The sequence below is a fragment of the Bacteroides sp. RCH18 genome (genome assembly GCF_058231005.1).
Genome location: NZ_JBIPTC010000002.1, coordinates 483,527 through 509,637, shown reverse-complemented (window position 1 = coordinate 509,637; position 26,111 = coordinate 483,527). Strand labels below are relative to the sequence as shown.

25 protein-coding genes are annotated in these 26,111 nt (G+C 45.7%); 9 read left to right on the top strand and 16 right to left on the bottom strand.

What is annotated here, in order from left to right:
* Positions 1-18: 18 nt before the first annotated feature.
* On the bottom strand, positions 19-1,494 hold the full coding sequence (locus ACHLI0_RS17200) for a DUF5691 domain-containing protein (protein WP_490749756.1): 1,476 nt from the start codon (positions 1,492-1,494) through the stop codon (positions 19-21).
* Positions 1,481-2,809 (bottom strand): SWIM zinc finger family protein, encoded by a 1,329-nt coding sequence (locus ACHLI0_RS17195; RefSeq protein ID WP_117981651.1) that lies wholly within the window; start codon positions 2,807-2,809, stop codon positions 1,481-1,483. The genes ACHLI0_RS17200 and ACHLI0_RS17195 overlap by 14 nt, the downstream gene beginning before the upstream one ends.
* A gap of 236 nt (positions 2,810-3,045) precedes the next feature.
* On the opposite strand from ACHLI0_RS17195, the gene ACHLI0_RS17190 reads away from it, so the two are divergent.
* From ACHLI0_RS17190 to ACHLI0_RS17175, 4 genes are all read left to right on the top strand, one after another.
* Positions 3,046-4,509 (top strand): TolC family protein, encoded by a 1,464-nt coding sequence (locus ACHLI0_RS17190; RefSeq protein WP_490749755.1) that lies wholly within the window; start codon positions 3,046-3,048, stop codon positions 4,507-4,509.
* A gap of 78 nt (positions 4,510-4,587) precedes the next feature.
* Positions 4,588-5,580, top strand: coding sequence for an HlyD family secretion protein (locus tag ACHLI0_RS17185; protein WP_011109013.1), 993 nt, complete (start codon positions 4,588-4,590; stop codon positions 5,578-5,580).
* A gap of 2 nt (positions 5,581-5,582) precedes the next feature.
* Positions 5,583-6,764, top strand: a complete 1,182-nt coding sequence (locus ACHLI0_RS17180; protein ID WP_008760823.1) for an ABC transporter permease — start codon at positions 5,583-5,585, stop codon at positions 6,762-6,764.
* Positions 6,764-8,023: an ABC transporter permease gene (locus ACHLI0_RS17175; protein ID WP_490749754.1), complete on the top strand. Its 1,260-nt coding sequence runs from the start codon at positions 6,764-6,766 to the stop codon at positions 8,021-8,023. The genes ACHLI0_RS17180 and ACHLI0_RS17175 overlap by 1 nt, the downstream gene beginning before the upstream one ends.
* A 171-nt stretch (positions 8,024-8,194) precedes the next feature.
* Here the strand turns inward: ACHLI0_RS17175 and ACHLI0_RS17170 are convergent, their stop codons facing one another.
* Positions 8,195-8,752: a porin family protein gene (locus ACHLI0_RS17170; RefSeq protein WP_054960130.1), complete on the bottom strand. Its 558-nt coding sequence runs from the start codon at positions 8,750-8,752 to the stop codon at positions 8,195-8,197.
* Positions 8,753-8,913: 161 nt separating this feature from the next.
* The gene (locus tag ACHLI0_RS17165) at positions 8,914-9,147 is read right to left on the bottom strand and encodes a hypothetical protein (protein WP_373150897.1); all 234 of its coding nucleotides are present in this window, start codon (positions 9,145-9,147) and stop codon (positions 8,914-8,916) included.
* On the opposite strand from ACHLI0_RS17165, the gene ACHLI0_RS17160 reads away from it, so the two are divergent.
* The 3 genes from ACHLI0_RS17160 to ACHLI0_RS17150 all read left to right on the top strand — a co-directional run bounded on the left by ACHLI0_RS17160 (position 9,146) and on the right by ACHLI0_RS17150 (position 13,425).
* The gene (locus ACHLI0_RS17160; protein ID WP_048695148.1) at positions 9,146-9,511 is read left to right on the top strand and encodes a BlaI/MecI/CopY family transcriptional regulator; all 366 of its coding nucleotides are present in this window, start codon (positions 9,146-9,148) and stop codon (positions 9,509-9,511) included. The genes ACHLI0_RS17165 and ACHLI0_RS17160 overlap by 2 nt on opposite strands.
* Positions 9,512-9,528: 17 nt before the next feature.
* Positions 9,529-11,358: a TonB family protein gene (locus ACHLI0_RS17155; protein WP_490749753.1), complete on the top strand. Its 1,830-nt coding sequence runs from the start codon at positions 9,529-9,531 to the stop codon at positions 11,356-11,358.
* 144 nt (positions 11,359-11,502) lie between these two features.
* Positions 11,503-13,425 carry a TlpA disulfide reductase family protein gene (locus tag ACHLI0_RS17150; protein ID WP_490749752.1) on the top strand — a complete coding sequence of 641 codons (1,923 nt, stop codon included), beginning with the start codon at positions 11,503-11,505 and terminating at the stop codon, positions 13,423-13,425.
* A 120-nt stretch (positions 13,426-13,545) separates the two neighbouring features.
* Here ACHLI0_RS17150 and ACHLI0_RS17145 read toward each other — a convergent pair whose 3' ends face one another.
* From ACHLI0_RS17145 to mnmA, 8 genes are all read right to left on the bottom strand, one after another.
* Entirely contained in the window at positions 13,546-14,646 is a 1,101-nt protein-coding gene (locus ACHLI0_RS17145) for an Mrp/NBP35 family ATP-binding protein (protein WP_490749751.1), read from the bottom strand.
* A gap of 82 nt (positions 14,647-14,728) precedes the next feature.
* Entirely contained in the window at positions 14,729-15,487 is a 759-nt protein-coding gene (trmB, locus tag ACHLI0_RS17140; RefSeq protein ID WP_234118528.1) for a tRNA (guanosine(46)-N7)-methyltransferase TrmB, read from the bottom strand.
* Positions 15,488-15,597: 110 nt separating this feature from the next.
* Positions 15,598-16,221: a DUF975 family protein gene (locus ACHLI0_RS17135; protein ID WP_225665174.1), complete on the bottom strand. Its 624-nt coding sequence runs from the start codon at positions 16,219-16,221 to the stop codon at positions 15,598-15,600.
* Between the two features lie 40 nt (positions 16,222-16,261).
* Entirely contained in the window at positions 16,262-17,281 is a 1,020-nt protein-coding gene (locus ACHLI0_RS17130) for a branched-chain amino acid aminotransferase (RefSeq protein ID WP_008760814.1), read from the bottom strand.
* A 51-nt stretch (positions 17,282-17,332) separates the two neighbouring features.
* On the bottom strand, positions 17,333-17,539 hold the full coding sequence (xseB, locus tag ACHLI0_RS17125) for an exodeoxyribonuclease VII small subunit (protein WP_225694108.1): 207 nt from the start codon (positions 17,537-17,539) through the stop codon (positions 17,333-17,335).
* 11 nt (positions 17,540-17,550) lie between these two features.
* The gene (gene xseA, locus ACHLI0_RS17120; protein WP_490749750.1) at positions 17,551-18,804 is read right to left on the bottom strand and encodes an exodeoxyribonuclease VII large subunit; all 1,254 of its coding nucleotides are present in this window, start codon (positions 18,802-18,804) and stop codon (positions 17,551-17,553) included.
* A 351-nt stretch (positions 18,805-19,155) separates the two neighbouring features.
* Complete coding sequence (locus ACHLI0_RS17115) at positions 19,156-20,511, bottom strand: S8 family peptidase (protein ID WP_490749749.1); 1,356 nt, start codon at positions 20,509-20,511, stop codon at positions 19,156-19,158.
* Positions 20,512-20,535: 24 nt separating this feature from the next.
* The gene (gene mnmA / locus ACHLI0_RS17110) at positions 20,536-21,624 is read right to left on the bottom strand and encodes a tRNA 2-thiouridine(34) synthase MnmA (protein ID WP_048695159.1); all 1,089 of its coding nucleotides are present in this window, start codon (positions 21,622-21,624) and stop codon (positions 20,536-20,538) included.
* 158 nt (positions 21,625-21,782) lie between these two features.
* Here mnmA and ACHLI0_RS17105 point away from each other — a divergent pair, with 158 nt between their 5' ends.
* Together ACHLI0_RS17105 and ACHLI0_RS17100 are read left to right on the top strand one after the other, a co-directional pair.
* Complete coding sequence (locus ACHLI0_RS17105; protein ID WP_195591665.1) at positions 21,783-22,010, top strand: hypothetical protein; 228 nt, start codon at positions 21,783-21,785, stop codon at positions 22,008-22,010.
* A gap of 370 nt (positions 22,011-22,380) precedes the next feature.
* The gene (locus ACHLI0_RS17100; RefSeq protein ID WP_490749748.1) at positions 22,381-23,259 is read left to right on the top strand and encodes an exodeoxyribonuclease X C-terminal domain-containing protein; all 879 of its coding nucleotides are present in this window, start codon (positions 22,381-22,383) and stop codon (positions 23,257-23,259) included.
* On the opposite strand, the gene ACHLI0_RS17095 is transcribed toward ACHLI0_RS17100, so the two are convergent.
* The 4 genes from ACHLI0_RS17095 to ACHLI0_RS17080 are packed head-to-tail and all read right to left on the bottom strand — an operon-like array spanning position 23,234 to position 26,074.
* Complete coding sequence (locus tag ACHLI0_RS17095; RefSeq protein ID WP_490749747.1) at positions 23,234-24,241, bottom strand: metallophosphoesterase family protein; 1,008 nt, start codon at positions 24,239-24,241, stop codon at positions 23,234-23,236. The two genes, ACHLI0_RS17100 and ACHLI0_RS17095, sit on opposite strands and share 26 nt — an antisense overlap.
* Positions 24,242-24,278: 37 nt before the next feature.
* Positions 24,279-24,758 (bottom strand): 2-C-methyl-D-erythritol 2,4-cyclodiphosphate synthase, encoded by a 480-nt coding sequence (gene ispF / locus ACHLI0_RS17090; RefSeq protein WP_490749746.1) that lies wholly within the window; start codon positions 24,756-24,758, stop codon positions 24,279-24,281.
* Between the two features lie 39 nt (positions 24,759-24,797).
* A complete protein-coding gene (locus ACHLI0_RS17085) occupies positions 24,798-25,412 on the bottom strand; it encodes a fumarylacetoacetate hydrolase family protein (RefSeq protein ID WP_490749745.1) in 615 nt (204 codons plus the stop codon).
* A complete protein-coding gene (locus ACHLI0_RS17080) occupies positions 25,412-26,074 on the bottom strand; it encodes a redox-sensing transcriptional repressor Rex (protein ID WP_008760805.1) in 663 nt (220 codons plus the stop codon). The genes ACHLI0_RS17085 and ACHLI0_RS17080 overlap by 1 nt, the downstream gene beginning before the upstream one ends.
* Positions 26,075-26,111 lie beyond the last annotated feature (37 nt).

Sequence of the window (26,111 nt, the reverse complement as noted above, 5' to 3'; positions counted from 1 at the left end):
ATCTTTTTTCTGTTTTTATTAATCATTATTTAATAAGGTATCTATTCTCTGCTTCAAATCCATGTATTCCATCATCAACCGGCAAAAACGAGTGGAGGTATTATTATCCTGTGCGGCCATTGCAAGCGCTGTCTGTTCGATGGGTTTTCTCATCTCGGACGGGAAGTATAATGCCAGTTGTTCGGCTGTCTCCTTAGGAAGATAGTAATTATTCCGAAGCATCCGCTGGAATACACGAGTGGAGAATTTCATTCCCCATCCGATGCCGTCTTCGTTGAACCAGCTATCCGGAATATAGCCGCCTCTCTCCGACTGAAAAGCTATTTCCTCCCGTTGGGAGGAAGGCAATAACCCCATCAACGCGTCCGCCATTTTTTCATCCGCATTCTCCTTCAAGGTATGATATGCCCAACCGGAGTCGCTGAAATTCAGGATCGGTTTCGACAGGTCGAACAGTTTCTGAAAAGGAGGGTTCTTCGCCAGTTTGCCGGCAGCCTTCTCCGGCGGACAGTCATAAAACTCACTCCAGAAACTTAATGGAACACGTTCCGCCAACTGGCGTAACAAGAAACGATCATCCTTCTCGTTTTTATTGGAACTCACCTCTTCAAGTCCCAGTTTCTTCATTTCAGGGGTAAATTCAATCTTATCATACGACCATCCCAAAAGGAAATTGAAATGTAATTTCCCCCGCAATAATTCTTCGTATATTTTCACCAGTTCGGAGTCCGGCAGGCTACACAATAATCGCCGGGCCGTTTCTTTGACATTACTGCTCCGGTCGGTCGCCACGATCTCTTGCAGGAATGCTTCGTCTGATTTACTCAACCCCCACCGCAAACACTGAATCAGTTCATCCCGATGGGCAGCCGACTCATTCTTCAGTTCGGTCTGCAATAAGGCAAGCCCCTGCTCCGGACTATTTTTCCGCAGGTTAGTCAACATTCGTTTCCGTTCTTCGTGAGAGGCGGTTTCCCAAGTTTCGTTGCCGGATTCTCCCCATACGGGAAATCCCATTTGCGGAAGAAGCCAACGTCCTCTTTGCCCTGTCAGCAGAGACAGCCAGTGCTGTTCCTCATACCTGTAGGGATTATTCCGGTCAAAAGCTCTTCGCAATAAAGTTTGCAGATAGGCAGGAGGGATCAATTTTCCTTTGTCGGCAGCTTTCCGGTAAGCATATAGCAAAAGATACTGATTTTTATTGAGATACAGGGAAGTAAGCAACTCTCCCACTTCACGGAGGAAGTAAGGTTTGTCTTCTTCCGGAGCTTCTGTCACATTGGCAACTCCTGCAATGGATTGCGCTTCCACTCCGGCACGTGCAAAGGCAAAGCCCAAAGCGGACTGCTGATAGAAGAGAGCTTCCGCATCCTCTGCTTTCGCCTGAATGTCGCGGAGAGTTTCTTGCAACTCTTCCGGAAAATCAGTCGTTATCAGTTCACGGGTGGCAGTGCCAAGCAATGCCACATTGATGATATGATCAGTTAAGTTCATCTTTCCAAAAATAAAATTCAGATTGATACCAGATTGTTTTCAATTCACAGGAAACGGCGTCTGCCAGCAAAAAAGCCGAGAAGGGTTTTCCGCCTGTTATAGCCAGTATGTCAACACGTGCAGTCTCTTCGATATGCACCGGAACGGCCATACCTCCGGCATCCTGCAGATAGTGCGTATTTCCGCTTGTTACCAGCCTGACATTGTCCACCAAGAGAGGAACTTCCTCCGCAAACGGATGAGTCTGTATAACTGCTCTGTAAGATTGCATGGCAACCGGTATATCGGCACACAATGAAGGCAGGAAGGTACTATCCAGCCATTTCATGTTTTTGGGCAGGGCACGCAAGGCACCAACACCCTGATAAAAATACAACTCTCCTTCATAGACACCACCGGGAACCAGATTAAATTCCGGCAACGCTCCGGGAGCCAGAAAGTTTAAATAGAGGGCCATACGGTGACTGGACTTCCCGTACAACCAGAAAGTTTCTGTCCGCAGCTCATTTATCTTCCGGCTTCTGGTATGCAAAACGATCCATTGGTCTGCCACCGGTACGCCGGACATCACTTCTTCCTTCGCCTGCGGATATCCTACCTGAGTACGGATTTCCGTTTGCCACTCAGCAGAAAGAGAATCCAGATTCTTATAACTTTCTGTCAGAAGATACAGTTTACTCAATTTGTCGGTAAGCTCATATTTCCAACTGTCTGTATAGTAATTGATTTCCTGTAGCGATCGTAACCTGCCCGCCAATCCGCCGGCCTGCGCATCAATCATCCTGCGGGATATGGGTTCAAATAGTGTATGTGCTCTTTCCGGGATATTCAGCAGCCCGTTGCGGAGCAAGTCTTTCATCCAGATCTGAAGATCATCCATTCCGGCCAATACCTTCTGATGGCGCACGGCCTGCCTCTTGGCCTGTGCCGCTTCATCCACCGGAGTTTCCGATTTCTCTTTCCGTTCTTTCTTCTCCGCCTTCTCTTCACGTTTGGAGAGCCATGCCGTTACCCAGTCCGGTTCCTCCGCTTCCTTGAAAAGATCAGCATGGGAAGCATACATAAATAAAAGCCCCACCCCATGTTTACACGGAAACTTACGGCTGGGACAAGAACATTTGAATGCAATATTCTTTGTATCAACTACTGTTTGATAAGGCGTTTTTCCACTTCCTTGGCAGTGTCCCCAGATGGCGCGGTCACTATGCTCCAGAAGTACCCACTTAGTCCGGTTCGCCAGCCCTTTTCCTGCTTTGACAGACGCAGCGTCCGGAGCGAGTTGAGCGATTTGTTCTTCTGTCAGATTTAATAACATTATAGTATGTTTATCATGTTTCAAAATGCAAGTATAGCATATTTTCCAAAGAGAAGCATTTAAAAAAAGCTAATTCATTTTGCGTTTTCACAGAAAGCACATACATTTGCATCGTTGTTTATGCAATTATTGTTTAAGTCAACAAGTATAAAAAAATGAACTATCTCAATAAACAATTTATATGATAACGGGGTTATTTAAAAAAGAAGTATCACCTTATTAATATGTAAGATGCGATGAAAAAACTATTTCTTCTGACAATTCTGTTGAGCCTGACTTTTATAGTAAAAGCGCAAAGCTTCCTAAGCCTAGATAGTTGCCGCGCATTAGCTCTTGCCAACAACAAAGATCTGTTGATAAGCAATGAAAAAATAAATGCCGCTCATTATCAGCACAAAGCTGCATTTACCAACTACCTGCCCAGTTTCTCGGCTACGGGAACTTACATGAGAAATCAAAAAGAATTTTCATTATTGAACAATGACCAGAAAGCGGCGCTTTCGGGATTGGGGACCAATCTGGCCGGTCCGATACAACAGACGGCCACAGAGATTGCTACCGCACACCCGGAGTTGAGACCGCTTATCGCTTCTTTAAGTGAAAAGTTAGGAGCTGCCTTGCCCGCCCTTGACCAGGCAGGAAGTTCACTGGTCGATGCGCTCCGCACAGATACAAGAAATGTATATGCAGGTGCCATCACGCTGACACAGCCATTATACATGGGCGGCAAAATCCGTGCATATAATAAAATCACAAAGTATGCCGAAGAGTTAGCGCAACAGCAACATCAAGGAGGCATGCAGGAGGTTATCATGAGCACTGACCAGGCTTACTGGCAAGTCATATCCTTATTAAACAAGAAAAAACTGGCCGAAGGCTATCTCAAACTTTTGCAGCAGCTGGACAGCGATGTGGAAAAGATGATTGCCGAAGGAGTTGCCACAAAAGCCGACGGTTTGTCCGTGCGTGTGAAAGTCAACGAAGCGGAAATGACACTGACTAAAGTGGAAGACGGATTAAGCCTGGCCCGAATGTTGTTGTGTCAACTATGTGGCATTGATCTCAGCTCTCCTATCACGTTGGCAGACGAAAATATGGAGGACATTCCACTGCTCACACCGGAGACCCACTTCGACATGTCCACCGCTTACGCCAACCGTCCGGAGATACGCAGCCTTGAACTGGCTACTCAGATTTATAAACAGAAAATAAATGTTACCCGCGCCGAACATCTTCCGTCCATTGCGTTGATGGGAAATTATATGGTGACCAATCCTTCCGTATTCAACAGCTTTGAGAATAAATTCAAAGGAATGTGGAATGTGGGCGTTATGGTACAGATACCTATCTGGCATTGGGGGGAAGGCATTTACAAGACCAAAGCCGCCAAGGCAGAAGCACGAATCGCACAATATCAGCTTCAGGATGCGAGAGAAAAGATCGAATTGCAAGTCAACCAGTCCGCTTTTAAAGTAAAGGAAGCCAGTAAAAAACTGGTAATGGCAACCAAGAATATGGAAAAGGCTGACGAAAATCTCCGTTATGCCACGTTAGGCTTCAAAGAAGGGGTCATTGCCACCAGCAATGTCCTGGAAGCACAAACGGCATGGCTGTCCGCCCAATCGGAAAAGATTGACGCACAAATCGACGTGAAGCTGACGGAGATTTATCTGAAGAAGTCTTTGGGAACGCTGAAATAATGGACAATGGACAATTGACAATTAAAGACTGAGGTATTCAATCAATTTATTATTCGTAATTTAAAATTCATCAATAATATGGCACCTATAAAATCACAAAACAGCAATATGCTGCTTGCATTTCTTACTTTACTGGGAGTTATTGCAATCGTTGCAGTCGTTGGCTTTTTCATGCTCCGCAAAGGTCCTGAGATTATTCAGGGGCAGGCTGAAGTTACCGAATACCGCGTTTCAAGCAAAGTTCCGGGACGTATACTGGAATTTCGTGTGAAAGAAGGACAAAGCGTAAATGCCGGAGATACACTGGCTATTCTGGAAGCCCCCGATGTAGTGGCTAAAATGGAACAGGCACGTGCCGCCGAAGCTGCCGCTCAGGCACAAAACGAAAAAGCAATCAAAGGTGCACGCGAAGAACAGATTCAGGCAGCCTATGAAATGTGGCAGAAAGCTCAGGCAGGTGTTACGATTGCCGAAAAATCATATAAGAGAGTCAAGAACCTGTATGAACAAGGAGTGATGCCCGCACAAAAACTGGACGAGGTTACCGCACAACGTGACGCTGCCATCGCTACCGAGAAAGCTGCCAAAGCACAATATACTATGGCAAAGAACGGTGCGGAACGTGAAGACAAGATGGCTGCCGAAGCGTTGGTGAACCGTGCCAAAGGAGCTGTTGCCGAAGTAGAATCTTACATTAAGGAAACCTATCTGATTGCTCCGGCTGCCGGAGAAGTTTCCGAGATTTTCCCGAAAGTAGGCGAATTGGTAGGCACAGGTGCTCCTATCATGAACATAGCCGAGCTCAATGATATGTGGGTGACTTTCAACGTACGCGAAGACTTGCTCAAAAACCTGACTATGGGAGCAGAATTTGAAGCTGTTGTTCCCGCGCTGGATAATAAAACAGTCAAACTCAAAGTATACTATCTGAAAGACTTAGGTACTTACGCTGCCTGGAAGGCAACCAAGACTACCGGTCAGTTCGACCTGAAGACATTTGAAGTCAAAGCTTCTCCGATGGAAAAAGTGGAGAATCTTCGTCCGGGTATGTCCGTTATCATTAATAAATAATCATGAAAGAGAGAAAGAAGAAATATGTAGCCTTATGGCAAGTCATGCAAAGGGAGTGCAGGCGGTTAGTATCACGCCCGCTCTATCTCTTTTGCATGGTCATCGCTCCATTATTCTGCTACCTATTTTTCACAACCCTGATGGATTCGGGACTTCCGCAGAATCTTCCGGCGGGCGTGGTAGACATGGATGATTCGTCTACTTCACGCAACATTGTCCGCAATCTGGATGCTTTCTCGCAAACAGGTGTCGTAGCTCATTACAGCAATGTGACGGACGCGCGTATCGCTGTGCAGGAAGGCAAGATCTACGGTTTCTTCTATATCCCGAAAGGCCTGTCGGCAGAGGCACAAAGCCAACGGCAGCCCAAAATCTCTTTCTACACCAATTACTCCTATCTGATTGCAGGTTCTTTACTATTCAGAGACATGAAAATGATGGGAGAACTCACCGCCGGCTCCGCGGCAAGGAGCGTACTGTACGCCAAAGGGGCTACGGAAGATCAGGCAATGGGGTTCCTGCAACCGATCGTGATCGACACGCATCCACTGAACAATCCGTGGCTGAACTATTCGGTATACCTGTGCAATACACTGATACCGGGAGTACTCATGCTGCTCATCTTCATGGTCACCGTTTATTCTATCGGTGTAGAAATCAAAGACCGCACTGCCCGTGAATGGTTGCGAATGAGTAACAATTCCATTTACATTGCTTTGGCAGGCAAACTGCTTCCGCATACGGTGGTCTTTTTCATAATGGGGATATTCTATAATGTATACCTGTATGGTTTTCTGCATTTCCCCTGCAACAGTGGCATCTTCCCGATGATATTCGCCACGCTCTGCCTTGTATTGGCATCCCAGTGTTGCGGCATCGTCATGATAGGTACACTGCCTACACTCCGCCTCGGATTAAGTTTTGCCTCCTTGTGGGGAGTGATTTCATTCTCCATCTCCGGTTTTTCTTTTCCGGTGATGGCAATGAATCCTGTTTTGCAGGCCTTGAGCAACCTGTTTCCGTTACGTCATTATTTCCTGATTTATGTAGATCAGGCGCTCAACGGATACAGCATGGCTTACTCATGGTCCAACTATATGGCATTATTAATATTCATGATGCTTCCCTTCTTTGTGGTTCACCGCTTGAAAGAAGCATTGGTTTACTATAAATACATACCCTGATGAAAGATATAAAATTTAAAGACAAGATAGCCCAAGGCATCAACGACCTGTTTTATATCTGGAAGCGCGAGTTTCAGACAACTTTCCGCGACCAGGGGGTACTGATTTTCTTTATCCTCGTCCCACTGGGCTATCCGTTACTGTACAGCTTTATCTATGACAATGAAGTAGTACGAGAAGTCCCGGCCGTTGTAGTCGATGACTCTCATTCATCCCTTAGCCGCGAATATCTCCGGAAGGTGGATGCCACACCGGACATTCAGATTGTTGCCTATTGTGCCGATATGGAAGAAGCCAAGCAAATGCTGAAGAACCGGCTTGCATACGGCATCATCTATATCCCATCTGATTTCAACGACAACATCGCCAAAGGGAAACAGACGCAAGTCAGTATCTATTGCGACATGAGCGGATTGCTGTACTATAAATCCATGCTGATCGCCAATACGGCCGTATCATTGGATATGAATAAAGATATAAAGATCGCGCGTAGCGGGAACACGACCGGGCGACAGGACGAAATCACCGGTTATCCGATAGAATATGAAGAGATTTCCATCTTTAATCCTACAGCCGGTTTTGCCGCTTTCCTGATTCCTGCCGTATTGGTACTGATCATACAGCAGACACTATTGCTCGGAATCGGACTGGCAGCAGGAACTGCCCGGGAAAACAACCGGTTTAAAGACCTTGTCCCCATCAACCGGCATTATAACGGAACGTTGCGAATTGTACTTGGCAAGGGGCTAAGTTACTTCCTTGTGTATGTACTTGTATCATTTTACGTGCTGCATATCGTGCCAAGACTATTCAGCCTCAACCAAATCGGGCAACCCGGTTCACTGGTATTATTCGTCGCCCCCTATCTGGCGGCCTGCATTTTCTTTGCAATGACCACCTCCATCGCCATTCGCAACCGGGAAACCTGTATGCTGATTTTTGTATTCACTTCCGTACCGCTGCTGTTTATTTCCGGTATCTCGTGGCCGGGAGCCGCCATTCCTCCGTTCTGGAAATATGTTTCTTACATTTTCCCGTCCACATTCGGCATCAACGGCTTTGTGAAGATCAATAATATGGGAGCTACCTTAAGCGAAGTCGCCTTTGAATACAAGGCACTGTGGATACAAGCAGGCGTTTATTTCCTCACCACTTGCTGGGTATACCGCTGGCAAATACTGATGAGCCGGAAACACGCCATAGAGAGATATAAAGAACTGAAAGAAAAAGAGAATCTGGCCAAACAGATGACCGATTGAGACAATTAAGAGAGAGAGAGAGTTTAGTACGATGTGTGCTTCTTCGGAAGTATACATCGTTTTTCTTTATAGGAAGAGAAATTTCTTTATGGGAGGAAATGAAAAAGTCCTCCGCTCCATCTATTGGGCAGAGGACTTTATGAATGGTATTATAAAGAGAATATAATTCAATTAGAATTTGTAACCTACTCCGATAGAGAAGTTGATGTTCTTAGGAGAACCGTCACCATCGTACATCTTAACTAATCCGAATTCACCGGATAAGTCAACAAAGAACCGATTGATTTCATAAGCAACGCCCACACCTAGACCAAAATCAAATCTTTTCGCTGCATCATCACCAAAGAAGTCTTCCTTAACGCCAGCTATCTTATATTTACCGGCAATACCACATGCCAGATACGGACCGGCTTTTACAACTACATTTTGTCCGTCTACCACAGCAAATCTAGCAGCAGCCATTACCGGCAGTTCCAGGTACATCGGATTAGCCTTGATATCACCCAGTTTTGCACCTTTCTGAGTAAACATCAACGAAGGCTGAATAGACCACATATCAGTAAACTGATACTCCATTCCCACTCCAACATTAAAACCTACTCTCATGTCCGTATCAGCATCTCCTGTGAAATTACTCATGTTCATACCTACCTTAGCATTCCAGGAAATCTGAGAATAAGAAACGATAGAAACAAGTGCAAACAGCACAAAAATCAAACCTTTTTTCATATCAGTCATTTTTTTTAGTTTGCCTCCCTCCTCCCTCCGGGCTGCATAGTTAATAGCTTCATTATCGAGTACGGGGAATCTTTCAAGCTTTGCTTTGTGTTGAAACGCACTCTCCTTTTATTAACATACGTTTTATACTCTACAAAAGTATTTCATTTATTTTATATAAAAAAGCCACGATAGGCTTTTTGTTCACCTAAATGTCCTAAAGATTGCTTATTTGGATGAAAATAACGTTTATCCACATTATTTTCATGCTTACGAGAATCAGGGGCTTTTACCCGCAAATCACCCCATTCCAAAGAGGCATTTACAATATTTAACCGACTAGCTATTGCTTTATTACGAAATATTCGTAGCTTTGCGAAAGAATCGTAATTAAACATCATCTCCATGGAAAAGTTAACTATACAAGAAGAAGAAGTAATGATCTACATTTGGGAGTTACAAGACTGTTTCGTAAAGGACATCGTATCTAAGTTTCCGCAACCGGCACCACCTTATACCACCGTTGCATCCATCGTGAAAAATCTCGAACGGAAAGGATACGTTAAATCGAAACATATAGGGAATACCTACCAATATACTCCCTCTATTCGTGAAAATGAATACAAACGCCACTTCATGAGTGGAGTTGTCCGCAACTATTTCGAGAACTCCTATAAGGAAATGGTTTCTTTCTTTGCAAAGGACCAGAAGATATCTACGGATGACCTTAAGGACATTATCGACCTGATAGAGAAAGGAAAAGAAAAATAAACTGAAACTTTATCAATATGACTCCGGAACTTGCCTATTTCTTAAAGATAAACGTAGCCATCGCATTGTTCTACGCTTTCTATCGGTTGTTTTTTCATAAAGACACCTTCTTCCACTGGCGACGGACCGCTCTGTTATGCTTCTTTGGCATCTCTCTGCTCTATCCCTTACTGAATATTCAAGAGTGGATAAAGGAGCAGGAGCCGATGGTGGCAATGGCAGATCTTTATGCTACGATCATACTTCCGGAGCAAATCATCGAGGCACCACAGGAAACAACGGCCAACTGGCAGGAGCTAATCCCACAAATTCTGGGATTTATCTACTGGACCGGGGTATTACTTCTTGCCCTACGCTTCCTGATCCAACTGGGCAGTATCATACGATTGCATTTCCTATGCCCGAAAAGCACGATACAAGGATCACGTGTACACATATTGAAGAAAGGTACAGGACCCTTTTCCTTCTTCCACTGGATATTCATACATCCGGAATCGCATACAGAATCCGAGATCAGCGAAATAATCACGCATGAAGAGACTCATGCCCGCCAATATCACTCAGCAGATGTACTCGTCAGCGAGATCATGTGTACTTTCTGCTGGTTCAATCCCTTCGTCTGGCTGATGAAACGGGAAGTCAGAGGTAATCTGGAATACATGGCAGATCACCGGGTATTAGAGACGGGACATGATAGTAAATCATACCAGTACCACTTGCTGGGACTGGCACATCACAAGGCTGCAGCAAATTTATCTAATAGTTTCAATGTTTTACCACTTAAAAATCGTATCAAAATGATGAATAAACGAAGAACCAAAGAAATAGGAAGGACTAAATATCTGATGTTCCTTCCCTTGGCTGCCCTGTTGATGATTATCAGCAACATCGAAGTAGTAGCTCGTACAACGAAAGAATTTGCCAAAGAAATGATGGCAGCACCGGAAGAACAAGGTGTTTCGCAAACCGAACTCGCCAATGGTCCGGAACTTCCCGATGGAATGACGGGAGTAGCGACATTACAGGATAAAAAAGGAACGCAGAAAACAAAAGAGGTAGCTCCTCCTCCCCCTCCGGCACCCGTTAAAAATGCTACTGTAAATGATTCTGTCGTATTTGAAGTTGTAGAAGAAATGCCCGACTTCCCCGGTGGACAATCAGCACTGATGGAATATCTTGCCAAGAATATCAAATATCCGGCAACAGCTCATGAAAATGGAAAGCAAGGACGTGTGATTGTCAGTTTTGTCGTTAAAAAAGACGGAAGTATCAGCGATACTAAAATAGAACGAGGCGTAGACCCCTATCTTGACAAGGAAGCTGAACGAGTGATTACCGCCATGCCTAATTGGAAACCCGGCAAGCAAAGAGGACAAGCTGTGAACGTTAGATTTACGGTTCCCGTAACTTTCCGTCTGTCCGGTCCGGAACCTGCAAAACCGGCAGAAACACCCGAAGCAGTAGCAATAGAAAAGTTTGAAGAGGTCGTAGTGGTGGGCTATGGTCCTAAAGAAGCCACACCCAATAATGAACCAACTTTCAAAGTCGTAGACGAGATGCCTAAATTCCCCGGAGGACAGGAAGGATTAATGCGCTACTTAGCCAAAAATATAAAATATCCGACTATGGCCCAGCAGAATAAGGAACAAGGCAAAGTGCTGGTCCAGATTGTCATCGGAAAAGACGGTAACGTGTCGAATATAAAAATATTAAAAGGTGCGTCGGCATGGTTGGACGCTGAAGCAATTCGTGTAGTGCGGGGTATGCCTAAGTGGGAACCGGGAAAACAGAACGGACAAGCCGTTGCTGTAGAATATACATTCCCTATTACATTCCGACTTCAATAAGCAAAACCGAAAATATCATTATTCCCCTAACAAATAAATAACAGAAAAAAGGAGCAATCGTAAGCGATTCTGCTCCTTTTTCTATTTTCGCATAGATAATTACAATAATATGATTACATTTGTTGGAGATAAAAGCCTAATCGTATGAAAAGATTCGCATTAATGATAAGTTTGCTGCTAAGCATACTTTGTATGACACAAGCTAAAGACAGAATCGTAGAACGTCCTCCCTTTTTAGCTCAGAGTTCCTCAAGTATAGAGATAGACAAAATTGTCATGAGTGACACAGTCACCACTGTGTATATCAAAGCTTTCTATCGGCCCAAATACTGGATAAAGATCGCAACCGGCAGTGTACTGAAAGACAACAATGGCAACCTATACCCTGTCCGGAAGGGAATCGGCATTACACTGGACAAAGAGTTCTGGATGCCCGAATCCGGCGAAGCCGAATTCCAATTAACTTTCCCACCTATTCCTCAAAACGTGACTTGCCTGGATTTCTCTGAAGGAGACTTTGAGGGCGCATTTAAGATATGGGGCATACAGCTGGACAAGAAAACATTCAGCAAGTTCAAACTGCCTAAAGACATTACAGTCACCAAAGCAGACCATAAAACGACGTTGCCCGAGCCAGTCGCTAAATACGCCAAAGCAATTCTCAAAGGAAGAATCCTTGACTACCAAAAAGGGATGCCCAACAAAGGCAGTCTTTATTTTCAAGATGTAATAAGAGACGAAGCTCAGGAAGGAAAAATCCGCATCCAGGATGACGGAACGTTTTATCATGAGATGAATGTCTTCATGGTCACCCCATGCATGATCAGGTTTCCTTTTGGAGCTGTCAGCTACTTATTAGCACCGGGGGAAACCACCTCGGTCGTTATCAATCTTCGCGAAAATGCTCGCAAGCAGTCACATCTTCGTCAAGCAGAAAAGCCATACGGAAAAGAAATCTATTACGGAGGATATTTAGCCGGAGTACAGCAAGAGCTGGCAGATCATCCTATGAGCTTCAGTTTCACTGAAGGCAATAGTTATGAAGAATACCAACAACAGATTAAAAAGCTGAATGGTAAAACAGCTGAAGAATATAAAGCTCAAATACTTGCCCGACTCCCTGAGTTCAGAAAACAAATCACACAGTCGAAAGGAAGCCCTGCATATAAGGAGATTATTAATACAGACCTCGAATTGTCTGCCGCACTAAAGATTATCGAAACTGAAAGGAACTTGAAATTAGCTCATATCATGACGAATGGGCTGGAAGGAGAAAAAGCAAATAAATACTATGCCGAGACTAAGATTGATATTCCGCAAGGATATTATGAAAGTCTTCAGGACTTCACCTATATCCTTTCACCTAAAGCCTGTTACAACAGCAGATACCCGATACTGTTTGACATCATACGCCGTATAGGCATAGATGATAAGATTCTTAAGAGTCTGAGCAATCATACAGCTGCCAGTTACTTAATACAAAATCTGAAGGCACAGATGATTGGAGTCTCCATGAGAGATCTCAATCCACTTAACGATAAGCAAAAGGCAGAACTGTCAACGATGCCCGCAGCATACAACGACATGGCTCTGGCTATGAACAACGACCTGCTGAAACAAATAGAAATCAACAAGAAGAAAACAGGATTCACCGTTAATGAGACAGGAGAAGTATCGAATGAAGATTTATTCCCCTCCATTATCTCCAAATTCCGGGGACATACGCTGTTAGTTGATTTTTGGGCAACATGGTGTGGTCCATGCCGGTCTGCCAACAAACAGATTCTCCCGATGAAAAAAGAACTGAAAGACAAAGACATCATCTACCTTTACATCACAGGTGAAACGTCTCCGCTGGGAACCTGGAGAAACATGATTCCTGACATTCACGGAGAACATTTCCGTGTGACGGATGAACAGTGGAGCTATCTGCGCGAGAAGTTCAGTATCCGGGGCGTTCCTACTTACTTTGTCATTGACAAAGAAGGAAACATCACTTATAAACAAACCGGATTCCCCGGAGTGGACACCATGAAAGAACAATTGATGAAAGCATTGGAAAAGTAGAATCACCAATCGCAAGGTAACAACAAGCTATACCAATATACCATAAGATAAAACAACCTCCCGATGACAGACAAAAGTAACATCATCGGGAGGTTTTATATTTAAAGTAAATAAGAGCACTTATTTGTGCATCTCTACAATCTTAGTCGGAGCCATCTCCACATTCCGACGATCTACCTGACGAACTACGCTGGCAGCCAATGACAAGAAAGCACGACCGGTTACCGTATCTTCATCCAGCGCCACCGGAGTTCCATTATCCCCACCTTCGCAGATACTTTGTACAATAGGAATCTGACCGAGCAGAGGCACATTCATTTCTTCCGCCAGTTTCTTGGCTCCTTCCTTACCAAAGATATAGTACTTATTCTCCGGTAGTTCGGCAGGCGTAAACCAAGCCATATTCTCAACCAGTCCTAAAATAGGCACATTCACTTTATCATTCGTAAACATATTGATTCCCTTGCGGGCATCCGCCAGCGCTACCGCCTGCGGAGTACTAACAACAATTGCTCCCGTCATTGCCAACGTCTGGACAACGGTCAGATGAATGTCACTTGTGCCTGGAGGAAGGTCAATCAGGAAATAATCAAGATCACCCCAGTCGGCATCGCCAATCAACTGCTTCAATGCGTTGCTCGCCATACCGCCACGCCAGAGTGTAGCCTGATCCGGATCAACGAAGAAACCGATAGAAAGCAGTTTCACACCGTATTTCTCTACCGGAATAATCAAGTCACGTCCATTGATTTTTTCCGCATACGGACGGGCATCTTCCACCTGAAACATCTTCGGCATGGAAGGACCGAAAATGTCAGCATCAAGCAAACCGACCTTGTAGCCCAACTTAGCCAAAGCCACCGCCAGATTTGCGGATACGGTAGATTTGCCTACCCCTCCCTTACCGGAAGAGATACCGATTATATTCTTTACTTGCGGAAGCAGTTTACCCACTTCCGGACGGGCTGCCTGCTTGCTTTCCGTTGTAATAGTTACCTGCACATCCGGTGATACATACGTATGAATAGCTGTTTCAGCAGCCTTCAGCATTGATTTCATAAACGGATCGGTCGGTTTTTCAAATATCAATGAAAAGCTAACCGCCATGCCATCAATGCGGAAATTATCAGCGACCATCTCCGCTTCCACCAGATTCTTTCCCGTACCGGGATAACGCACCGTTGCCAGCGCATCCAATATTAATTTCGGATAAAGAGTCATAATTAGTTCAGAATTGAGAGTGGAAAATTGATAGTTCCACCCAATTACTATTTATTACTTATTACTTGTCACTTATTACTTATCATTTGCTCGTTTGCAGTCCGCTCCGCTTGCTACGGTTGTAGCTACGGTACGGATCAAGTTCTATTTCCACATCCGGTTCCTGCAAAACTCCCTCTTGCGGAAGGCGGAACTTGATATATTTGATATTTAAACCACGATCGAGCCATTGTTGTTCATAGTAAGTCTTAATACTCAGAATATCGTCTACCAAATCCGAATGATACAAATCTTCGGTGGTAAACTCGACAGGAAGCTGATTGGCTTCTATCATGTACTTTGTATAGGTGAACATAAAGTTACTGTCGGTTTTCAGATGAATGATTCCATCCGGTTTCAGGAATTTACGGTAGCGCTCCATGAAATAAGTGGAGGTTAGCCGCTTAGTAGCCTTTTTCATCTGCGGATCGGAGAAGGTCAGCCAGATTTCACTGACTTCACCTGCTGCAAAAAAGCGTTCGATAATCTCGATATTTGTACGCAGGAAAGCGACATTCTTCATTCCTGCCTGCAAGGACTCCGTGGCGCCTGTCCACATTCTGGAACCCTTGATATCAACTGCTATAAAGTTCTTATCGGGAAACATCCGGCCCAGTCCGACGGTATATTCACCCCGTCCGCAGCCCAGTTCGAGCACAATAGGATGATCATTTCCGAAAAACTCCTGATGCCATTTTCCCTTCATGTCAAAAGGCACATTATCCACCGCCGAATAAGGATATTCGAACACGTGCGGGTAACTCGCCATATCGGCAAACTTCTCTAATTTATTCTTTCCCATCTCATTACTGATTAGGACGCAAAGGTACTTACTTTTGGCGTAAACTACAAAAATAAATGGAGTACAGATTGCTCCGTACTCCATTCTATAGAATGATATTTATTCGCTTATCAACTTTCGACAGTCACTTCTACATTGATATTAATACCACCCTGCTGAGCTTTCAAATCTTCATAGAAAGCAGCATGAGATACTTGCATGTAGGGTTGCAAAACGAAGAATCCGATACCGAAAGTAAAGAGGCAAAGGATAGCCCAACCGATGAAGCTCAAATCAAGCAGGAACAATTTCATCTTGTTGCCTTCCATCATTGCCATACTTCTTTCAATGGCAGCATTGTTACACAATTCAGGTTCGTCTTTCAAAATATAGTCCGTCATCGCATAAGAATAATGCTTAATGATACCCGGAATCAGCAACAGCAATGACCACAGGAAAGTATAAACAGCCTGCAGCAGTTTAGTAGTCAAGATACGACTATATTCCTGAAATCCTGCAAACAACACTCCCAGATCAACCTCTTCCGCTCCTCTGAATACAGCCAGCATCAAAATAGCAAAGCCGTATGCAACAGGCAGTCCGACCAACAAAGAACCGATCCATCCAATAAAAGGAATGGAAGACAAACCACCGGCAATAGCCGAATAAATAAGAGCAGCAACGGCTGCCATAGGCCACTTTCCACGAAGGGCTTCACGTGCCTGAGCACGCAACTCTGAATTTTGTTTCAACATAGTAATTACGCAATTAAAAGAGATTATACTTAAAGATCAATTATTCTACAATCGTCACCCAACCATGTGTATCCGGTTCGTCACCGTACTGAATACCACGCAACTTATTATACAGTTTCGTGCAGACCGGTCCCGGCTTGCCGTCTTTAGAGATAACGTATGACTTTCCGTTCTCCAGGTCATCGATACGCTGAATCGGACTGATTACCGCAGCTGTACCGCAAGCACCCGCTTCTTCGAACGTTTCCAGTTCTTCTTCCGGTATCGGGCGGCGTTCTACCTTGATGCCCATATCTTCTGCCAACTGCATCAGACTCTTATTGGTGATCGAAGGCAGGATAGAAGATGATTTCGGAGTAATATACGTATTATCTTTAATTCCGAAGAAGTTAGCTGCGCCGCACTCGTCGATATATTTCTTTTCTTTTGCATCCAGATAAAACTCGCAGGAATAGCCCAGATCGTGTGCTTTCTTGTTGGCACGCAGACTGGCCGCATAGTTACCGCCTACCTTGTAGATACCAGTTCCATGAGGAGCGGCACGGTCGAACTCGCGGATAATCACATACGGATTGGTAGAGAAACCACCTTTGAAGTAAGGCCCTACCGGAGTTACAAATACCACGAACATATATTCTTCGGCAGGATGTACGCCTACCTGGGCACTTGTTCCGATCAGTAACGGACGAATGTATAGAGAAGCACCGGTCTCATAAGGTGGAATGAAACGTTCGTTCAGCTTTACAACTTTCAGAATCGCTTCCTTGAAACGTTCGGTTGGCAGTTCGGCCATCAGAATGCCCTGGCAAGTAGATTGCAGGCGTGCCGCATTTTCTTCCAGACGGAAGATACGTACTTTACCGTCTTTGCCGCGGAAAGCCTTTAAACCTTCAAAAGCTTCCTGACCATAGTGCAGACAAGTAGCCGCCATGTGCAGGTTGAGATGTTCATCACTGCTGACTTCCAGTTCGCCCCATGCGCCGTTACGGAAATTGATTCTCACATTGTAATCTGTCTTCATGTATCCGAACGACAGATTCGCCCAGTCTATTTCTTTCATATCGTTATGTATTAGTTTATTTTACGCTTTGATTCGCAAAAATAACTTTTATTATTCAGACTGCCGCCTTTCTTGCAACAATTTTTCGACTTCCCGATCCGCTTTTGTCAGTTTCTCGGTGCAAAAGGCAATAATTTCATTGGCTTCTTTTATTTTTTCGCTCAAAATGTCGATATCCAGTTCGTTGTTGTCTATCTGACGGACTATCTTTTCAAGACGCTCCATTGCCTGGGAGTATGTTTCTTTTTTAGCTGCCATATTTATTGTATTTAAGATGAATAATAATGCTCATCGAGCCGGACTTCGGAAGTGAAACTTCCCTTAGCCAGACGGGTCACCAACTGATCTCCGGGGTTCAGCGAAGCGGCATCCGTGACCGCTTTTCCGTCTTTCAGCGTGATGCTATATCCACGACTCAGCAGTTTGTCGGGAGAAGCATCCGCCACACGCTGCTGCAAAAGTTCCAGCCGGTGACGATGACGGGACAACAGGGTCTGAGTGACTTGCGCCAAGTCTTTTCCGGCTGCCAGTAAGGCAAAACGGGCATCTGTCAGTTTCCGGTGAACAAAGTTCGGGATGCGGGTCTGAATCATTTCCAGCCTCCGTCCTTCCTGTTCGAGCAGGGCATACGCCCCTTGTTGCAGACGGGCGGATAACTCTTCCAGATGATCTGCCGATTCGGTGATCCGGTGAATCAAAAGTTCGGCAGCAGCCGTCGGAGTCTTCACCCGGGTATGTGCCACAGAGTCGAGCACCGTATCGTCCCGCTCGTGACCGATACCGGTGATGACGGGCAACGGGAACTGAGCACAAGCGGCCGCCAAGAGGTACGTATCAAAACCGGATAAATCCGAAGTCGCCCCTCCGCCTCGTATGATAACCACTACATCAAACTCGTTCACCCGGTCATTGATGCGATCCAATGCAGCCAATACGGACTCTTCCACCTGATTGCCCTGCATCAATGCCGGAAACAGTTCGGTATAGAAAAAGAATCCGCCGGGATTGTGCTGCAACTGATGGCAGAAATCTCCGTATCCGGCTGCCGTGGCAGAGGAAATGACCGCTATACGTTGAGGAAGAACCGGCATCTCCAGCTCTTTATTCAAGGTCAGTACTCCTTCTTCTTCGAGTTGCATGAGTATCTCACGACGACGGCGGGCCATATCGCCCAGCGTATAGGCAGGGTCGATATCGAGAACAGTCAGACTGTAACCGTAGAGTTCGTGAAACTGGACTGTTACTTTCACCAGGACTTTGATGCCGGAAGTAAATAACTGTCCGGTAGTTTCCTCAAAGTAAGGTTTCAGCAAGCGGTAGATATTACTCCAGATCATACCCCGTGCCTTGGCTACGAGATTGTTGCTGCGCGGGTCTTTCTGCACAAACTCCAGATAGCAGTGTCCGGTAGTATTGGAACGGACATCGCTCAGTTCTGCCTGTATCCAATATTCATCGGGCAGGCATTGCTCCAGACTTCGCCGGACAAGCGCGTTTAGCTCTAGTAGGGAAAGAGAATCCATAGGCTTTTATTATAATGAAGAATAGAGAATTTAGGTTTCACAAGTTATCTATCTTACTGAATAGAACTACCTTAAATGGGGTTGACTAAAAAGTCGGTACTACCTTAAATCTCCTCCTTCGGGAAGGGAGGAGTGGTCGAAGACCGAGGTGGTAGGAAAAAAGATGTTTATTCCTATTTTATTGTAAATGATAGCTTTATGCATTCACCTACCACCTCCCCCTACGGGTACTCCTCCTTCCCGAAGGAGGAGATTTAAGGTAGTACCGACTTTTTAGTCAATCCCGCTGGAGATAGTTATGATAACGTACAGGTAATCTGCGAAATTTCAGTTAAGAATAAGAAATGAGCACTATTCTTTGCTCATTTGGTATGCTTTCCAGAGATCCGGAATGCCATAACCGTAGATGTTATCCGGGAAATCGGATCTGTCGCCTACGCTGCGCACCAGTTCGATCACTTCTTTGGCGGTCAACTTCGGGCAGGCCTGCCACAGGCAAGCTACCATTCCGCACATGATAGGAGAAGAGAAAGAAGTTCCGTCGGCCAGACGAAGATTACCGTCTGTGCCCACTATATCCGCCTTGAATCCGACCGCTACGACATCCGGTTTCACACGTCCGTCGGCAGTGTTGCCGATAGAAGAGAACGGAGCCAGCAACTTCTTCTTATCAATAGCTCCCACAGTCAGCACATTCTCGGCATCGCCCGGAGGAGTGATTTTCTTCCATGAGCCACTGCCGGAGTTGCCGGCACTGCAAACGAGGACCATCCCCTTATCTGCTGCCTTCGAAGCCTCCCTTGACATCAGTGCATAGTGTCCGTTCAAGTCACGGTAACGATAGTTCTTGGTCGGGTCGTCAAAGGTATAATAGCCCAGTGAGGTATTCACAACATCCACGCCCACGCTATCGGCAAATTCGATGGCTGCCGCCCAGTAATCCTGCTCTACCAAATGCTCGGAAGCCTCATCCTCACTGCGAAGCAACCAGTAGGAGGCTTCCGGTGCGGTGCCGACCATGACATTCGGCTGATTCATTGCCATACAAGACAGCACTGACATACCGTGGCTGCTTTCGGCATAGATGTCCGCTTCGGGGTTCACAAAGTCGCGTGTCCCGAGTATGCGGATATTCTTCATCGCTTCGATTCTGTCCGCATTATGAAATCCGGCGTCGATAACGGCAATCGTCATGCCCTGTCCCTTGAATCCGGCATCGTGGAGAAGATTGGCACGGCTCATTTCAATCTGAGTGATAGCGGGCCCATACAGGCTGTCCGAACGCTGCGGATCATTGATCAGCGAATCTCTTTTGGTAACTGCCGACACTTTTCCCTGCCACACTTTCTCGGTGGAACGTACAAAAGGCAGTTTGGCTATTTCATCGATCAGCATACTGTCATTGCAGGAGACTGTGACGAAATTATCCCACTTTCCGGTGACAAGCACATGGACGCCTTTCTTCCGTATGGCATCCACATATTTCTTGCATACCGGCAAGTCGGTAGAGTCGATAGCCAACTTCTGTCTCAACCTGCGGTCGATGGATTTTCTGGAAAGGAACTTCTCCGGTTGCTGGATGGAATAAGTGGTTGCAGCCTTATCTGTGAGGCTGATCCGATATTTCAAGGTATCGGTAGAGGTAAATTGAGCAGATGCTCCCACCGCTGTAGTCAGGATCAATGCCGCTAATACTAATCTTTTCATCTGAATCTCTCTGTTTATTTTATTCTACAATTCGTCTTTATTCTCTATGATCACCAGTCCGATTCCCCGCTGCGAAGCGATAAACGCGCCGCCGAGTACCCGCCGTCCATCGTAGAATACGGCAGACTGACCGGGGGCAACAGCCGAAGCCGTCTCACGAAAGCGTACCAACAAGCGTCCGTCTTCGAGACGTTTCACCCGACAAGGTATCGGGCGGCTGCGGTAACGGATTCTCACCGCAAGATTCTCGCATGAGAACAGTTCTTGCTCATCTACTATCCGGTCTTGTTCCGCCAGCATATATTCCGTCTGCAGTTGTTCGGCATCTCCCAGCATCACTGTATTCTTCTGCGGATTGATTTTCAGCACATAAGCGGGCTTGCCCAAGGCAATTTCCAGTCCTTTCCGCTGACCGATGGTATAATAAGGTGCTCCCTTATGCTGCCCCAACTTCACTCCTTCGGAGTTGACAAACCATCCCGGACCGATCTCCGTATCCAGTTCCGGACATTGCTCGCGCAGAAAATCACGGTAATCTCCCTGAATGAAACAGACTTCCATGCTTTCGCCTTCCTTAGACTTCGCTTCATATCCTTTCTCCGCCAGGTACTCACGCACCTTTATTTTCGTATAGTCGCCCAACGGGAAGATACACCGCTTCAGTATATCCTGCCCCAGCCGCCATAGGAAGTAGGACTGATCTTTTTTATCATCATCCCCCGCTACAATATAGATGTGCCCGTTCCGCTCTTCCAGCCGAGAGTAATGTCCGGTCGCAATGTAGGCGCAGTCCAGCTTGTCGGCCCATTCCGCCAGTACACGGAATTTAAACAAGGGGTTGCACATCACACACGGATTCGGGGTACGTCCTTGCTTGTACTCATCGATAAAGTTCTTCACGATGGTCTCCTTAAAAGGTATACGCTCGTCAGCCACATAATGTTCAATTCCCATTCGTGCGGCCAGTTCGCGGGCATCCTGGGGCTCGTCTCCCCAAACACGCATCGTGACTCCTACTATTTCATATCCCTGCTCTTGTAGCATAAGACAGGTAGCGGTACTGTCTATACCGCCACTCATGCCGACCAATACTCTTTTATTTCGTTCTTTCATCCGAATTTCCAATCATTAGAAGAATACAAAAGTACAAGATTATAGTCAGACAGCCATAAAAAGGAAATGAAAAGTTTGCGTCCCCGAATGAATGAACAGACAATAGCCCCATTGCCATCATCAGACAATCATTTTCTACTATTCAAAACGAATGATAAATGAATCAAACAGTAGTATCTCCATTGGGGGTGACTAAAAAGTCAATAGTATCTCGAATCTCCTCCTTCGGGAAGGAGGAGTGGTCGCAGACCGAGGTGGTAGGAGAAATAATGTTTATTCCTATTTCTTTGTATATGAAAGATTTATGCATTCACCTACCACCTCCCCCTACGGGTACTCCTCCTTCCCGAAGGAGGAGATTGAAGATACTATTGACTATCATTTAGTTCAAAACTGTACAGAAATGAGCTAAACTGTACGGAAATGAACATAAACTCTATAACATTACCGATAGAACTATATGTAGTTAGATATCAATAATTTATAGTTTCCTATCATTTCTTGTAATGGAAACTGTCGTTTCCCGGTGAGGGAACGGGCGTTCCTTTTAAAGGGAACTGGCGTTTCCTCCGAGGAAACCAACGATTGCTCTATAGATACTGATACTTGATTTATATGGACTAACAATTTAGCGTATAATTGAATCGGAAACGAGTTAACTTCGCCAACAGGTCTTATTCAAAGAAACTCCCGCCAAAATTTGCTTTTCTGGTCATAATTTCGTATATTTGAATTATACCAAAAGCGAGAACAATTATGGCTAATCCAAAATTACCGGGAATTTCCGAAAGCGAGCAAGCCTTATTGTATGCCAAACTGAATGAATACAACCGAGGCAGAGCCTCCTTTAAAGAGGCAGGAGTTTATCTGGTGGTGTTGCCCCGACCGGGAAAACCCAACTATTCCCTTTGGCTCTACTCTCCCCTGCCCGAAAAGCAATCGATTCTCTATATACACGATTTATCTCCGGATATCAACGAGTCCCTGCGGATAGCAAGCACCATGTTTTATTATTCACGACGGTGCCTCATCCTTGTGGATTACAACGAGAAGAGAATGCAGAGCAACGGTGACGACCTCATCTTTTTCGGCAAATACAGGGGACACTTCCTACACGAAATCCTCAAAGTCGATCCTGCCTATCTAAGCTGGATCGCCTATAAGTTTACTCCGAAGATTCCCAAACAGGAGCGTTTTGTCAAAATAGCGCAGGCGTATCACTCGATACATCTGGACGTGATGCTGCGGAAGAGCAAAGAGGTACGCCGGAAGAGCCGCTATCTGGGAGAAGTGAACGAGAAGCTGACGGACTTAAAGTTGAAAGTCATGCGGGTGCGCCTGGAAGACGATCCGTATAAAACAAGAGTATATGGGACGACTCCGCAATTTTTCGTGAAGCAGATACTGACTCTGAACGATGCCAGCGGCAACCTGGTGACGATGAGCATCCCATCAAAAACTCCCAGTGCGGTATCATGCACTCTATCCGGAATAGAGCATGAATATCGACCGGGAGAAATTATATATGTAGCATCGGCGCGGGTGTCACGCCTGTTCGAAAGCTACGGTTCCAAATATACCCGCCTCAGCAACGTGAAGCTGGCAATAGTTAACGCTTGGTCCAGTCGTCTTTGACGAAACTTGCCGGATAGGTCACTTTGTCGACGATACCGTCTTTCTGACGAATCCAGGAAGTGAACGTGCGGGCGCCTTCATCAAGCACGATGATACGGGCGCCGTTCGGCAGGTGATTGTATTCTGTATTTCCGCCTGTGAAACGACCGTAAGCCAACAGGATTCCTTTCCACATCACTGCATAATCATTATCATGATCGTGCCCCACGAATATTCCCATCACATCACCGGACTCTTTCATGGCAGCAAACATACCCGTATTCAGTTTCGGCGCACAGGCTTCTTCCATGCGGGTTCCGCGCAGGATGGCATTTTCGTCGGAAGCAGCTTCATTGTATTCCGGTACAGGGATGTGGAAGAAAGCAAGTGCCGGCAATGGCTTTCCGCCGTTCCGTGCTGTATAGGCTGCGCTCTGCTGACGATACCAGTTGACCTGATCAAAGGTGAGCCATGCGTAACCTTTCACATCCTTCAGCGGGGAGTAAGAATGAGAGTCCATGCAATACAGGACGGCTGCATCCTTCTTCGCATCAGAAGAGGATTTCACGGTCAATACATAATCCGGAGAAAGGATCGAGCCACGATCCGGCATCAGATTGCCGGGTACCTGACGGATGATGTCATATAGCTGTTCCCGCGTCATTCCCTGTTCATTATCATGATTGCCGAAAGTGACAACAAACGGCAGCTTACGCTTCGATACCTGTTCCAGCACCTGCAACATACCTTTATCTGCCGGAGCGGAATAAACGACGTCTCCGGTGAAGATTACAAAATCAGGTTGTTCTTCGTCGAGTACCTGATTAATACGTTCCAATGCGATGTCGGAAGCGGGATTCTTATACTTGAAATGGACGTCGGTGAACTGTACGATTTTAAATTTACCGTCTTTGTTGAACCGTAATTCGCTCTTTTGGGCGAAGCAGAAGGCGGTCATACACAAAGAGACCAGTGCTAAGAATAATTTTAAAGTTCGATTCATACTATTTATCGTTTAAGGGGGTTAGTAATCTGCTTTGTCAGTCCTTCTCTATCAACACGGTAGCATAAGCGGAAATGCCTTCTTCCCGTCCGGTAAAACCGAGTTTCTCCGTCGTAGTTGCCTTGATAGAGATGTCTTCCGCATCGATTCCCATGACGGCTGCCATCGTCTCCTGCATCAAAGAAATATGAGCTTTCAGTTTGGGACGTTCCGCGCAAATAGTCGCATCGATATTCCCGACACGGTATCCTTTGGTCGCAATCAGCTCTACCGTCTTCTTCAAAAGAATCTTGCTGTCGATATTCTTGTACTCTCCGGCAGTATCCGGAAAATGATAACCGATATCGCGCATATTGGCCGCTCCCAACAAGGCATCGCAAACCGTATGCAGCAATACGTCAGCATCCGAATGTCCCAACAACCCTTTGGAATGTTCCAGACGGATACCGCCCAGCCACAATTCACGACCTTCGACCAACTGATGTACGTCGAAGCCAAAACCTACTCTTATTTTCATAAGCTATTTAATAAATGAGTCAAATAAAGAATACACGGGTCAACGTATGTAAAAGTCAAGCAGCTTTTCTCCTTCAAGATATCCCTGCAAGTGCTGACCGATACTGACCGGTCCTACTCCGACAGGCGTGCCCGTAAATAGTAAATCGCCAATCTTCAAGGTTACAAACTGACTGACGTAAGCAATGATATCATCGACTTTGAAAAGCATATCGGCCGTACAACCGCGCTGCACTTCCTTGCCGTCAATCATCAGATTGAAATTCAGATACTGGATATCTTTGTAGCGGTCTACCGGAACAAAGGTGCCGATAGCGGCAGAAGAGTCGAAGCCTTTGCAAAGTTCCCACGGATTGCCCGCTTCGCGGAATTTCCGTTGCAGGTCACGGGCGGTAAAGTCAATGCCTACCGTCAATGCGTCATAATAACGACTGGCAAAACGGGGAGAAATATTCTTTCCCAGACGGTTGATGCGTACTACAAGCTCCGTCTCATAATGTACTTCATTCGAAAAATCGGGGATAAAGAACGGTTTGCCATCTTTCAGAATAGCCGAATCGGGCTTCATGAAAATAACCGGTTCTTTATTTACGGATGTATGTCCCAGCTCCTGATTATGCAGGGCATAGTTCATTCCTACGGCAATAATCTTCATTATTTGATTTCGTTAAAATTAAGGCGGTTGAACATCACCGCCAGATGAGCGTAAAGGGATGTATTCTGTACCACGATGTCCTCAGGTACACGGATACGGAACGGGGTAAAGTTCCAGACTGCCTTGATTCCCCCGTCCACCATCATATCTGTGATGCACTGGGCAATCTCGATAGGAACGGTCAGCACGCCAATCTGCACGTCATATTCTTCCATCTTCTTCAGAAAGTCGTCCGAATGGTAGATAGGAATCCCGTTGAGGTTAGTGCCGACCAAAGTCGGGTCTACATCAAAAGCAGCCACAATCTCAAGCCCGAAATGCTTCAGACCGGAGTCCTGCAAAAGTGCGCCTCCCAGACTGCCGACTCCAAAAAGAAAAGCCTTATGTATCTCCGTAAACCCCAGGAAGTGCTCTAAAACCTCAATGAGCGCATCGACCTCGTACCCCACACGTGTACGCCCGGAGATATTCACATACGACAAGTCTTTTGCTATCTGTGAAGCGTCAATATTTATTTCCTTAGATATCTGCGTAGAAGAGACAAAACGTTCGCCTCTTTGCTTCAGCAACTTGACATTCGACAAGTACCACGGCAGCCTGCGCAAAGTAGGCTCCGGCACTTTCGTACAATCTATCTGCTGTATCTTTTGGTTCTCGGCCATTTCTTTTATTTATTCAGGTTATAAGATTGACAAAAAT